The organism is Stenotrophomonas sp. SbOxS2 (assembly GCF_013416715.1).
GTDB lineage: Bacteria > Pseudomonadota > Gammaproteobacteria > Xanthomonadales > Xanthomonadaceae > Stenotrophomonas > Stenotrophomonas lactitubi.
In genome coordinates this window covers 818371-830485 of record NZ_JAAVXD010000007.1, presented here as the reverse complement: position 1 = coordinate 830485, position 12115 = coordinate 818371, and the positions used below count along the sequence as shown (strand labels likewise).

The following is a 12115-nucleotide window of genomic DNA, read 5'->3' as shown; positions in this document are numbered from 1 at the left end:
TCTACTGAGGTGGGGCGCGCCGCCTCAGCGCCCCTGCGGGTCCGGCCGATGGTGCACGTACTCGACCACGGTGCCATCGGGATGCACCGCATTGAACGCCGCGCCGGTGGGCACTACCTGCAGCGGGAAGATGATCTCGGCGCCAGCGGCCACCAGCTTGTCGTGATACGGCCGGACGTCGTCGACCAGCAACGTGCCCGTGGTCGACGTGAAGGGCGCCAGCGCCTTGTCGCAGCCTTCGATCAGCAGGAACGCACCGACCATCGCCAGCCGCAGGCCCGCCTCGGGAAACGGAAAGCCGGCATCGGCGACTACACCCTGCAGCTGCTCGTAGAAAGCCACGCTGCGTTCCAGCTCGCCGGGGGCGACGAATACCCGGATCAGCACGCGCGGGCTGCGCTGGCTGGAGGTGTCACAGCGGTCGCGCCAGAGATGGTCGAAGTCGCGATGTACGGTCATGGGCTCGATTCGTCGCCGGGGAGATCCATTATCGGCAGCGTCGTGCAGCCCGTTGATGACCGCCGGTGATGGGCTGATAACCATAGCGCAGGTGGCGCCTGTGACTTAGGTCCTGTTGACAGCGATGAACGCCCTCGCACACTCTTCACATGATGGGTCGCCCTGCGCGGCCCGGACAGGCAGGTTGTCACGCACGGGAGGAGGGTCCCGCGCGCAGACCGGCCCGTCCTCTGGCCTGCAAGGCGTTGCCCGGCAACGCATACGCGGCATGACGCTGCACCCTTCGGCGGCACTTTCCCTGGACCGATTGCCTTGGCAACGGAATTACGCCCGCCGATGAAAACGTTTACAAAGCCGCTCACCCTGTCCCTGGCCCTGTCTGCCGCACTGGCCACTCCGGCCTGGGCCGACTCCGCCGCCTTCACCGTGCTGACCCTGGAGCAGGCGCCGACAGCGGACACGATGCCGGCCCTGGCTGCCCAGTTGAAGACCCTGCAGGTGGACGCGGTCAGCGTTCGCCAGGTACAGCGCGGCATCGGCCAGGTCGACCCGCTGCAGCTGCTGGCCGATGGCCTGGGCTACCAGTACCGCTTCATCGCCGCCGGCAAGGACGATGGCCAGACCCAGCACGGCCAGGCCGTGTTGACCCGGCTGCCGATCGCCGCCGAATCCGGCCCGGACCAGCCGGGCCTGAACTACCTGCGCCTGGATGACGGCCGCCATGCGGTGGCGGTCTACACCGATGCGGGCGCCGGTGCTGCGCAGTTGCCGGCGCTGGTGTCGCGTTCGCGGCTCGGCGCGCCGGCGGTGCTGCTCGGTGCGGTAGCCGGTGAATCGGCCAAGGCCGCCGGCTTCGACCCGGCACGCGTGGCCCTGGAAGCCGATGCCAGCTATTTCAGCGATGGTTTCCAGGCTGCCAGCAGTGCGCCGTTCAAGGTGGAAGGCAGCACGCTGCGCGCGACCCTGCTGACCCTGGCCTATGCCGCCGACAAGGGCGGCGAGCAGCCGTGGATGGACACCACCCTCACTGCCGATGCGCGTGCTGCGCTGCTGCTGAAGGCGATGACCGAGGACGAGAAGTTCCAGATGCTGCACAGCTACTTCGGGCTGGGCAAGGATGGCGGCAAGCTGCCGGAAGGCGCGGTGGGCTCGGCCGGTTTCGTACCGGGCGTGGCGCGCTTGGGCATTCCGTCGCAGCAGTCGGCCGACGCCGGCGTGGGCGTGACCAATCCGGGTGGTATCCGCCCGGGTGATTTCGCCACGGCGATGCCGTCGGGCCCGTCCACGGCGTCCACCTGGAACCGGGGTGTTGCCTTTGCCGGTGGCGCAACGATGGGCCGCGAAGCCTGGCAGCAGCGCTTCAACATCCTGCTGTCCGGCAGCGTCAACCTGCAGCGTGACCCGCGCAACGGCCGCAACTTCGAATACGCCGGTGAAGACCCGCTGCTGGCCGGTTCGATGGTCGGCGCGCTGATCCAGGGCGTGCAGAGCCAGCACGTGATCTCCTCGATGAAGCACTTCGCGCTGAACGACATGGAGACCCGCCGCAACTTCCACGACGTGCGCATCGGCGAACAGGCCATGCACGAATCGGATCTGCTGGCGTTCGAGATCGCGCTGGAAGCCGGTCGTCCGGGCGTTGCGATGTGTTCCTACAACAAGATCAATGGCACCTACGGCTGCGAGAACGGCTACCTGATGAACCAGGTGCTGAAGCAGGAGTGGAAATTCCCCGGTTTCGTGATGTCCGACTGGGGTGGTGTGCACAGCGGTTCGAAGGCGGCGCTGGCCGGGCTGGACCAGCAGTCGGCCGGTGAAGTGTTCGATGCGGCGGTGTTCTTCGATGAGCCGCTGCGTCTGGCCGTGCACGGCGGCGTGGTACCGCAGGCGCGCCTGAACGACATGGTGGCGCGCATCCTGCGCACGATGTTCCTGCACGGCAACTTCGACAATCCGCCGCAGCACCAGAAGGTCGACGCAGAAGCCGGCTTCGCCGTGGCCCAGCGCACGGTGGAAGAAGGCAGCGTGCTGCTGCGCAATGAAGGCAGCCTGCTGCCGCTGGCCGACAGCGCCAAGCGCATCGTCATCATCGGTGGCCATGCCGACAAGGGCGTGATCGGTGGCGGTGGTTCGTCGATGGTGGGCGTTACTGCCAAGGGCACCAATGCGGTGCCGGGCGTGCTGCCGACCACCTGGCCGGGCCCGGTGATCTTCCACCCGTCCTCGCCGTTGGAATCGCTGCGTGCCGCGCGTCCGGATGCCACCATCACCTATGTGGACGGCACCAATGCTGCCGCTGCGGCCAAGGCTGCCGCACAGGCGGATGTGGCCATCGTGTTTGCTACCCAGTGGGCCGCCGAATCGGTGGACCTGCCGGACATGCAGTTGCCGGACAACCAGGACGCGCTGATTTCGGCGGTGGCCAAGGCCAACCCGAAGACCGTGCTGGTGCTGGAGACCAACGGCCCGGTGCGCACGCCGTGGCTGGCGCAGGTACCGGCGGTGCTGCAGGCCTGGTACCCGGGCATCCGCGGCGGTGAAGGCATTGCCGCCCTGCTGACCGGCCAGGCCAATCCGTCCGGTCGTCTGCCGGTGACCTGGGTGGTGGACGAATCGCAGCTGCCGCGTCCGCACATCGATGGCCTCGGCTTCAAGCCGGCCAAGCCGTTCGGCGATGTGTTCGATTTCGATATCGAAGGCGCCAACGTCGGCTACAAGTGGATGGCAGCCAAGGGCCTGACCCCGACCTTCGCGTTCGGCCACGGCCTGTCCTACACCTCGTTCGCCTATGAAAACCTGAAGGTGAGCGTGGAAGGCTCGCGTCTGGTCGCCAGCGTCGACATCCGCAATACCGGCAAGCGCGCTGGCGCCGACGTGGCCCAGCTGTACCTGAAGCTGCCGGCCGGCAGCACCACGCCGATCCGCTTGATCGGCTACGACAAGGTCGAGCTGCAGCCGGGCGAGCAGCGCCGCATCCGCATCGAAGCCGAGCCGAAGACCCTGGCTCACTACGATGCGCAGGCCCGCCAGTGGAAGATCGAGGGCGGCACCTACCAGGTGCAGCTGTCGCGCAATGCTGCCGAGCCGCTGCAGAGCGTGGACGTGCAGCTGGTGGAGCAGGTGCTGCGCTGATACGGCGCGGTCCTGATGCTTGAAGACACGGCCCCGCAAGGGGCCGTGTTTGTTTACGGGGTGCGGCTGCGCTCGAGGGGCATGCCCGGCGGGCGGGGATTCACCCGGCGTCGTCACCAAACCACACGCGCAGGAAATCGATCAGCTGCCGCACCTTCGGCGAGGGTTGGCTGCTGTGCGGGTATACCGCGTACACGCTCTGCTGCGGGAAGCGATGCTGGCGCAGAACGGGCCGCAGGCGGTCGTGGGCGAGGTCGTCTTCGATCAGCCAGCGTGGCAGCACGGTGACGCCTGCACCGGCCACCGCGAACGCGCGCAGGCTGCTGGCCCCATCCACGCGTACCACCGCGTTGCCCGGGTTGGTGGCGAACAGGGCATCGCTGCCATCCGCTGCGACCACCGGCACATCGGCCAGGCGCGGATAGCCGAGGCGTGGCAGGGTGCCTAACTGTACGGGGTCATCGACAGCATCGGCGGATGGCAGGCGAGCCAGCAAAGCGGGCGCGGCGACTGCACACAACGGATGCCGCTCCAGCTCGCTGGCATGCAGTCCCGAGTCCGGCAGGCGGCCGAGACGGATCGCCAGATCGAAGCGTTCGGGAATCAGGTCGGCCGGTGCCGGCGAGGTCGATAGATGCAGAACCAGCGCTGGATGCTGCGTGCGGAAGGCTTCCAGTGCCGGAATCAGCCGCAGCTGCGCGTACTCCGGGGTGGTGGTCAGGCGCAGCATGCCCTGCAGCTGATGCTGGTCGCGGCGTGCGGCATCGATCGCGGCCTGCGCAGCATCCAGTGCCTGCACGCAGTGCTGCAGGAACTGTTCGCCGGCCTCGGTCAGCGCCAGGTGGCGGGTGCTGCGCAGCAGCAGGGTTACCCCGAGTTCCTGCTCCAACCGCTTCAGGTTGAAGCTGACCACCGCGCGGCTCAGGCCCAGGCGCTCGGCAGCGGCGGTCAGGCTGCCCGCCTCGACCACGGCGCGGAAGATATCGAAGCGATCGAGGCTGACCATGGCGATTCATTGTCAAAGCAGGTTTGACAGTGTTGCAGCTGTTGTCGTGTTTTTCCAACAAGGTCCGGACGGCATGCTGGTCGCTTCCCCGCTGGAGCGCCGCCAATGCCGTCCCCCCGCCTGCGCCATGAGGCGATCTTCCTGCTGGTGTTCGCCCTGGACCTGGTCAACATGTTCATCGCCACGGTGGCCTACCCGGCGCTGGCGGCCGAGCTGCATGCGGACATCGGCACCCTGGCCTGGGTGGGCACCGCCTACATGCTGGGCCTGAGCGTGGTGATTCCGCTGGCGCCGTGGCTGGCCGCGCGCTGCGGTGAGCGTCGCCTGCTGCTGGTTGCCTTGTTGCTGTTCGCGGTGGCCGCGGGCCTGGCCGGCGCCGCGCCGTCCATCGGCTGGCTGCTGGGCTGGCGATTGCTGCAGGGGCTGGCCGGTGGCCTGTTGATTCCGGTGGCGCAGGCGGCGGCGTACCGGCAGTGCACGCCTGAACAACGCGGTGCGCTGACCCGGCGCATCCTGCTGGTGGCGTTGCTGGTGCCGGCACTGGCGCCTGCACTCGGCGGCCTGCTGGTGCAGTGGCTGTCCTGGCGCGGCGTGCTGTGGGCCAGCCTGCCGCTGGCGGTGCTGGCGATCGCCCTGGTACTGGCGTGGATGCCAGCCGATGGCCGGCGCAGTGCGCCACGCCTGCAGGGCTATGCACTGGCCACCGCGATGTCTGCGCTGGGCGCGTTGCTGCTGGCGCTGACCTGGCTGGGTGAGCCCGGCCATCGCTTCGCCGGTGCAGGGTTGCTGCTGCTGGCGACAGTGCTGGCTGTCGCTCATCTACGCCATGCGCGCCGGCAGCCGCAGCCGCTGCTGCGCTGGTCGCTGCTGTCCCATCGAGGCCTGCGCATGGCGATGCTGGTCTATCTGGCGGTGCCGGGTGTGTTCATCGGTAGCCAGCTGGCCAGCACCCTGCAGTTGAACCACGCCGGTTACAGCGCTGCGCAGATCGGCGCCCTGATGCTGCCGTGGGCGCTGGCCTCGGCACTGGCGATCACCGGCAGCCGGCGATTGCTGGCGCGCGTCGGGCCGGGCACGGTACTGCGGCTGGGCATGGTCCTGCAGGCCAGCGGTCTGCTGCTGATGGCGCTGCAATCACAGCCACCGTTCATGCTGGCCGCCATGCTGTTCGCCTTGATGGGTGCGGGTGGCAGCCTGTGCAGCAGCACCGCGCAGACGCTGGCGTTCCATGGTGTGGACGCCGAGGCGCTGGGCGATGCCAGTGCGCTGTGGAACCTCAACCGCCAGCTCAGCTTCTGCCTGGGTACCGCCGCCATCGCCCTGCTGCTGGCCCTGGCCATGCAGTGGTGGCCGGCGCATGCCACCGGCGTGGCGCTGGGACTGGCCGCCGTACTCACCCTGTTGCCGCTGGCGCTGCTGCACCACGCGCAGCTGCATTCCCTTTCCACGACGGAGACCGCTTGATGGACATGACCGCCGAACACGAAATCCACCTTCTGCACGACAAGCTGCAGGCCTGGTTCCGCGCGGAGATCGCGGCCGATGCACTGGACGATCTGATGGCGCATTTCTGCGCGGACTTCAGCATGGTCGGCATTGCCGGACGCAGGTTGGACCGGAGTGCAGTGCAGGCGCTGTTCGCGGGTGGCCACGGTGCACGACCTGGGCTGCAGATCGCCATCGAGGCTGTGCAGGCGATGGAAGCGCCGATGCCACTGGCGGTGCTGCGCTATCGCGAGGGGCATGCCGTAGGCGCGGGCGAACCCACATGGCGGGAATCGCTGGCGGTGCTGCGGCAGGAAGACGGGCGCTGGCGCTGGCTGGCGTTGCATGAGGTAGCGGTGGCGTGATGAATCCGCCGGGCATGGCCCGGCGCTACCGTGGTTGTCCGCGAACGGGTAGCGCCGGGCCATGCCCGGCGAGCGCAGCGGCAGCGGCCAGCACATGTGCCATCAGTCCTGCCTGTAAACGCCGCAGAATGCAAAGCAGGCACGCGCTTTGCCGGGGGCTACGGGAGTAGGCTGGAACCTTTCCTGCCGGGAGGTGATGTCCATGCGTGTGCGTGCCGTTGCTGTTGCCGTAGCCCTGAGCCTGTCCAGCGCCGTGCTGGCCGCCGACACGCCGCCGATGACCCCGGACATCAGCGGAAAACCCTTCGTCGCTCCCGATGTGGGCCGCGACTACGACAAGCGCGTGGTGATGGTGCCGATGCGCGATGGCACCAGGCTGTATACGGTGATCGTGGTGCCCAAGGGTGCCCACAACGCGCCGATCCTGTTGACCCGCACACCGTACGACGCCGCCGGCCGCGCCAGCCGCAGCGATTCTCCGCGCATGCGCGATCTGCTGCCGCAGGGCGATGAAGTGTTCGTCGATGGCGGCTACATCCGCGTGTTCCAGGATATCCGTGGCAAGTACGGCTCCGAGGGCGATTACGTGATGACCCGGCCGCTGCGCGGGCCGCTGAACGGTACCAAGGTCGATCATTCCACCGATGCGTGGGACACCATCGATTGGCTGGTCAAGCATGTGCCGGAAACCAACGGCAAGGTCGGCATGCTTGGTTCATCGTATGAAGGCTTCACCGTGGTGATGGCACTGACCGATCCGCACCCGGCACTGAAGGTGGCAGCGCCACAGAGCCCGATGGTCGATGGCTGGATGGGCGACGACTGGCTCAACTACGGCGCCTTCCGCCAGGTCAATTTCAACTACTTCGCAATGCAGACCGAGAAGCGCGGCAAGGGCACGCCACTGCCGTCGCTGGGCTACGACGATTACAGCACCTTCCTGCGCATCGGCTCGGCCGGCGACTACGCACGCTTCACCGGCGTGGACCAGCTGACCTGGTGGAAGAAGCTGGTGCAGCACCCGGCATACGATGCGTTCTGGCAGGGCCAGGCGCTGGATGCGGTGATGGCGAAGACGCCGTTGAAGGTGCCGACCATGTGGCTGCAGGGCCTGTGGGACCAGGAGGACATGTGGGGCGCCAACCATGCCTATCAGGCGATGGAAGGACGCGATACCGGCAACACCCACAACTACCTGGTGATGGGTCCGTGGCGGCACAGCCAGGTGAACTATGACGGCAGCCAGCTTGGGGCGCTGAAGTTCGACGGCGATACCGCGCTGCAGTTCCGCCGCGATGTGCTCAAGCCGTTCTTCGATCAGTACCTTGTGGACGGCGCGCCGAAGGCCGATACGCCACCGGTGCTGGTCTACAACACCGGTGAAAACCACTGGGACCGCCTGCAGGGCTGGCCGCGCAGCTGCGAGAAGGCGTGCGCGGCAAGCAGCAAGCCGCTGTACCTGCGTGCCGGTGGCAAGCTGGCGTTCCAGGCACCGGCGGCGGGCGAGGGCGACTTCGAGGAATACGTGTCCGACCCGTCCAAGCCGGTTCCGTTCGTGCCGCGGCCGGTGCGCTTCGGTGACCGTGACATGTGGACCACCTGGCTGGTCAAGGACCAGCGCTTCGTCGATGGCCGGCCTGACGTGCTGACCTTCATCACCGAGCCGTTGTCCGCACCCCTGCGCATCGGTGGCACGCCGGTGGTGAACCTGCAGGCATCCACCAGTGGCACCGACAGCGACTGGGTGGTGAAGCTGATCGACGTGTATCCGGACCAGGAGGCGTCGACGCCGGAGATGGGTGGCTATGAGCTGCCGGTGTCACTGGCGATCTTCCGTGGTCGTTACCGCGAGAGCTTCAGCGATCCCAAGGCGCTGGCGGCCAACCAGGTGCTGCCGTACCGCTTCGACCTGCCCAATGCCAACCACACCTTCCAGAAAGGCCACCGGGTGATGGTGCAGGTGCAGTCCAGCCTGTTCCCGCTGTACGACCGCAACCCGCAGACCTACGTGCCCAACATCTACCTGGCCAAGCCGGGTGACTACCAGAAGGCCACACAGCGGGTGTGGCACAGCGCCGCGCAGGCCAGCTACATCGAGCTGCCGGTGTATTGAGGCGGAGGGGATGACGCCGGGCCATGCCCGGTGTTACCCGGGGGGCGCGTGTGTCGGTAGCGCCGCGCCATGCCCGGCGGCGCGTGGTAGTGCCGGCCGCTGGCCGGCATTCTCACGCTCAAGGGTAAAGGCTGTTGCTGGTCAGCAGCCCGCTGTCGAACATACGAAAAAGTTCGGCAATGGATCTGGCGATGAGTTTGCCTTGGCTGATATCCAGATTGCCCAGGTCGAATGAGACTATCTGTCCGCGATTGGACGGGCTGAGATCGAGCGCGATGAGTGCCGATCCACCGTCCGTTCCAATGCCCATCAGGGAGTCGCCAAGGTAACGACGGACCTGGTAGCTGTCGTTGAGCTCGATGATGCTGGCGATGGACCATAGGTCGACATAAACGTGAGGGAACAGGCAGCGCCCGCCGTTTGACCAGTGCAGGAGCTGCATGAAGTCCGCGGGAATCGCTGCCTCGGCCCAATGTTCCCGCAGGCTGCGCAGGCCGTCCGTAGGCGCGCCGGCCTCAGGCAGCCATGGGCTTTGAATGCTTCGGATGAAGTCTGGCGTGTGTGGTCGATTCCGGTTGCCCACGTGGATTCCCTGTAGTCATCCTTGCTACGGTTGCGCGGTCCATCTTTGGCGGCAAGGGGCATGCACGACATGCGCAGAGATGTACCGGAAATGCGATCGTTTTCAGCGAGTGTCGACCGAGGTCGACACCTGCCAGAGCAGATGGGCTTCAGCCGACCTTCGAAGGGCCGGTGCGCCAGCGGCTGGGCACCAGCCCGAAGCGCTTGCGGAATGCGGCGGCGAAGTTGCTGGGATGACGATAGCCGGTTTCCGCCGCCGCCCGCTCCACGCTCCAGCCGGATTCACGAAGGCCCTGCTCGGCGTAACGCATGCGCTGTTCGTGCAGGTAGTCGAATACCGAGCAGCCATACACCTGGACGAAGTGCCGGCGCAGCGCGCTGGGGCTCATGCAGGCCAGCTGGGCCAGCTCGACCAGGCTGTGCGCGTGACCGGGCTCGTCGTGCAGGAAAGCCCGCACGCGTTCCAGCCGGCTGCGCTGTCCGCTGCGCAGCATGCGTGCGCCTTCAACCTGCAGATCATCGGCCTGCAGGCCCACGGTCAGCAGCTGCAGCGCCACACCTTCGCGCCAGAGTGCATCCAGATCGTCCTGCCAAGGGCTTTCGAACAACTGCGCGAGGGTCGGCAGCATCGCGTGCGGGATGGCCCAGTGGCGGCATTCCAGCGGCGCACGCAGTGCCTGTTGCAACTGTGGTTGCTGGAACACATCCGGGTCCATGTCGGCTGGCACCAGCAGGCTGACGCCGCGCAGGCGCGTGTTGCCGGGATGCATGCCCACCGTCGCCATATGGTCGCGGTGGCTGGTGCTGACCGCCGTGCCGGCGCGCAGGGTAAAGCCACTGCGCTGCGGGACCTGCACATCGACCTGGCCCTGCAGCATCAGCCGGATGACCAGGCCCGGCCGCTCATGCGCGGTGGCGGTGTAAGCGAAGCGATTGTGCACGTCGGACGCGATCAGGCTCATGCCGCCGCGCAGGGTCTGCTCGTGCAGGTCACCGTGGCCGGCCCACTGTTCTTCGCGCAGGTGGCGGGGATCGGCGCGGTAGTCATAGCCATGGCGCTGGCCAAAGCGGCGGAAATCGGCAAACGTGAAGTATCGGGACATCGCTCGGCGCTCAACAATAAAAGACGGGTGCCGGCGACGATGTGCCCGCACGTTCCATCGTGCACCTGCAGCGCGGATCGGTCCTGCGCTTTCAGAGTTGGAATTAGCTACCTGTCATTTTCTCGATCCCCAGCCCGAATGCGATATCGAGTGGGTCAATCGATTTGCAATTACGGCCAAGTTGCCGGTTGCGTTGCAATGCGTGTGCGTACGGTGATCGATCCGTGCGCGACCGCATGCCAATGCCGAACGCGGGCTGTACGAAGGACATTCGCTGGAAAGAAACCTGTGCAGGGGAGACGCGGGGCAGCGCATTCGTCACAGACAAAGGCGTACTGTTGATTCGGACGAATGTGTCCGTATCGATTTATCCCTGATGGAGACCACAGATGATTGATTACCAGCTCAACGGAAAAACCGCGATCGTGACCGGCGGTGTTTCCGGTATCGGCCTGGCGGTAGCGGAGACGCTCGCTGCATCGGCTGCGCGTATTTCGGTATGGGACCTGAAGCAGGAAGCGGTGGATGCAACAGTAGACGCGCTGCGCAGCCAGGGTGCCGAGGCCATCGGCATCGCGCTGGATGTCACCGACGAGGCTGCGGTGGAAGCGGCGGTGCAGCGCACGGTGAAGGAACTGGGCGGCGTGCACATCGCAGTGAACAATGCGGGCATCGGCGGGCCAGCGGCCAGCAGTGGCGACTACCCGATCGATGGTTGGAAACGCGTGGTGGATGTGAACCTGACCAGCGTGTTCCTGTGCCAGCGGGCGCAGATCCAGACGATGCGTACGGCGGGCAGCGGCGGCAGCATCATCAACATGGCCTCCATCCTGGGCCAGGTCGGTTATGCCGGCTCGACCGCCTACGCGGCGGCCAAGCACGGCGTGGTCGGCCTGACCCAGACGGCCGCATGGGAGCACGCCGCCGATGGCATCCGCATCAATGCGGTGGGCCCGGGCTTCATCAACACGCCGTTGCTGGAAAAGATGGACGCCAAGGTGCGCGCAACGCTGGAAGGGCGGCATGCGCTCAAGCGCTTGGGAACGCCGCAGGAAGTGGCCGCGCTGGTGGCCTGGCTGGCCAGCGACGATGCTTCGTTCGCGACGGGCGCGTACTACGCCATCGATGGTGGCTATCTGGCGCAGTAACCGGTTGCAACCGGGGTACGCATGGCGGTGATCAACCGGTCGACGCCATTCCTGGATGAATCCGTGCGGTGAAGAGGGCGTGCCATCGCCTTCACCCCCATCCCACGGCCGCCGCGCAACGCTCCGGGAAACTACCGGAGCCTCTCCATGGAACTCACCCAGGACATGTCCATTCTGCTGCGCGTGGCCGCCGCCATGGTCTTTGGCGGCGTGCTGGGCGTCGAGCGCGAGATGGGCAAGCATGCTGCCGGCCTGCGCACGCACATGCTGATTGCCGGTGCCGCTGCGCTGATCGTCGGGCTCGGTGACTCGGTGGCCGAACACTTCCAGCAGGAGCGCTACCGCGATCTGCTGCAGGTCGACCCGGTGCGCTTGATCGAAGCGGTGGTGGCCTGCGTCGGTTTCGTCGCCGCGGGCACCATCCTGCGTGGCAATCGCGAGGACCAGGTCAGCGGGCTCACCACGGCCAGCTCTTTGATCATGGCGGCGGCCATCGGCATTGCCGTGGGTATCGGCAAGTACGTGATCGCGCTCGGCGTCAGCGTGCTGTGCGTGCTGGTGCTCGCACTGATCCGGCGGGTGGAGAAGAAGCTGTAGAGAAACAAATGGTACGACCAATAGTTCCGTATAGCCCTATGGTCTAATAGGCTCTTCGCAGGATTGGCGGTTCAATTCGCGCCTGTGGTCCGTTCACTGGTCAAATCGGTACGACCAATGGTGAC

10 protein-coding genes are annotated in these 12115 nt (G+C 66.5%); 6 read left to right on the top strand and 4 right to left on the bottom strand.

The genetic code is table 11. The annotated features are described in order from the left end of the window. Positions 1 to 24: 24 nt before the first annotated feature. Positions 25 to 459: a VOC family protein gene (locus HFK18_RS18385; protein ID WP_180167360.1), complete on the bottom strand. Its 435-nt coding sequence runs from the start codon at positions 457 to 459 to the stop codon at positions 25 to 27. Between the two features lie 336 nt (positions 460 to 795). Between HFK18_RS18385 and HFK18_RS18380 the strand changes: the two genes are divergently transcribed. Further along, positions 796 to 3591 carry a glycoside hydrolase family 3 C-terminal domain-containing protein gene (locus tag HFK18_RS18380; protein WP_180167359.1) on the top strand — a complete coding sequence of 932 codons (2796 nt, stop codon included), beginning with the start codon at positions 796 to 798 and terminating at the stop codon, positions 3589 to 3591. Positions 3592 to 3691: 100 nt separating this feature from the next. Here the strand turns inward: HFK18_RS18380 and HFK18_RS18375 are convergent, their stop codons facing one another. Further along, the gene (locus HFK18_RS18375) at positions 3692 to 4597 is read right to left on the bottom strand and encodes a LysR family transcriptional regulator (RefSeq protein WP_180167358.1); all 906 of its coding nucleotides are present in this window, start codon (positions 4595 to 4597) and stop codon (positions 3692 to 3694) included. A gap of 105 nt (positions 4598 to 4702) precedes the next feature. On the opposite strand from HFK18_RS18375, the gene HFK18_RS18370 reads away from it, so the two are divergent. From HFK18_RS18370 to HFK18_RS18360, 3 genes are all read left to right on the top strand, one after another. Beyond that, complete coding sequence (locus tag HFK18_RS18370) at positions 4703 to 6061, top strand: MFS transporter (RefSeq protein WP_180167357.1); 1359 nt, start codon at positions 4703 to 4705, stop codon at positions 6059 to 6061. After that, on the top strand, positions 6061 to 6447 hold the full coding sequence (locus HFK18_RS18365; protein WP_180167356.1) for a DUF4440 domain-containing protein: 387 nt from the start codon (positions 6061 to 6063) through the stop codon (positions 6445 to 6447). The genes HFK18_RS18370 and HFK18_RS18365 overlap by 1 nt, the downstream gene beginning before the upstream one ends. Positions 6448 to 6649: 202 nt before the next feature. After that, positions 6650 to 8560: a CocE/NonD family hydrolase gene (locus HFK18_RS18360; RefSeq protein WP_180167355.1), complete on the top strand. Its 1911-nt coding sequence runs from the start codon at positions 6650 to 6652 to the stop codon at positions 8558 to 8560. Positions 8561 to 8678: 118 nt separating this feature from the next. On the opposite strand, the gene HFK18_RS18355 is transcribed toward HFK18_RS18360, so the two are convergent. Further along, a complete protein-coding gene (locus HFK18_RS18355) occupies positions 8679 to 9143 on the bottom strand; it encodes an SMI1/KNR4 family protein (protein WP_180167354.1) in 465 nt (154 codons plus the stop codon). Positions 9144 to 9291: 148 nt separating this feature from the next. Further along, positions 9292 to 10245 carry an AraC family transcriptional regulator gene (locus HFK18_RS18350; RefSeq protein WP_180167353.1) on the bottom strand — a complete coding sequence of 318 codons (954 nt, stop codon included), beginning with the start codon at positions 10243 to 10245 and terminating at the stop codon, positions 9292 to 9294. Between the two features lie 389 nt (positions 10246 to 10634). Here HFK18_RS18350 and HFK18_RS18345 point away from each other — a divergent pair, with 389 nt between their 5' ends. After that, positions 10635 to 11393, top strand: a complete 759-nt coding sequence (locus tag HFK18_RS18345) for an SDR family NAD(P)-dependent oxidoreductase (protein WP_180167352.1) — start codon at positions 10635 to 10637, stop codon at positions 11391 to 11393. Positions 11394 to 11540: 147 nt separating this feature from the next. Then, a complete protein-coding gene (locus HFK18_RS18340) occupies positions 11541 to 11990 on the top strand; it encodes an MgtC/SapB family protein (protein WP_100460309.1) in 450 nt (149 codons plus the stop codon). Positions 11991 to 12115: the final 125 nt, after the last annotated feature.

Coding starts and splice junctions, on each gene's coding strand:
- HFK18_RS18345 (WP_180167352.1), top strand. CDS start 10,635: ATGATTGATTACCAGCTCAACGGAAAAACCGCGATCGTGACCGGCGGT.
- HFK18_RS18340 (WP_100460309.1), top strand. CDS start 11,541: ATGGAACTCACCCAGGACATGTCCATTCTGCTGCGCGTGGCCGCCGCC.
- HFK18_RS18360 (WP_180167355.1), top strand. CDS start 6,650: ATGCGTGTGCGTGCCGTTGCTGTTGCCGTAGCCCTGAGCCTGTCCAGC.
- HFK18_RS18370 (WP_180167357.1), top strand. CDS start 4,703: ATGCCGTCCCCCCGCCTGCGCCATGAGGCGATCTTCCTGCTGGTGTTC.
- HFK18_RS18350 (WP_180167353.1), bottom strand. CDS start 10,245: ATGTCCCGATACTTCACGTTTGCCGATTTCCGCCGCTTTGGCCAGCGC.
- HFK18_RS18375 (WP_180167358.1), bottom strand. CDS start 4,597: ATGGTCAGCCTCGATCGCTTCGATATCTTCCGCGCCGTGGTCGAGGCG.
- HFK18_RS18385 (WP_180167360.1), bottom strand. CDS start 459: ATGACCGTACATCGCGACTTCGACCATCTCTGGCGCGACCGCTGTGAC.
- HFK18_RS18380 (WP_180167359.1), top strand. CDS start 796: ATGAAAACGTTTACAAAGCCGCTCACCCTGTCCCTGGCCCTGTCTGCC.
- HFK18_RS18365 (WP_180167356.1), top strand. CDS start 6,061: ATGGACATGACCGCCGAACACGAAATCCACCTTCTGCACGACAAGCTG.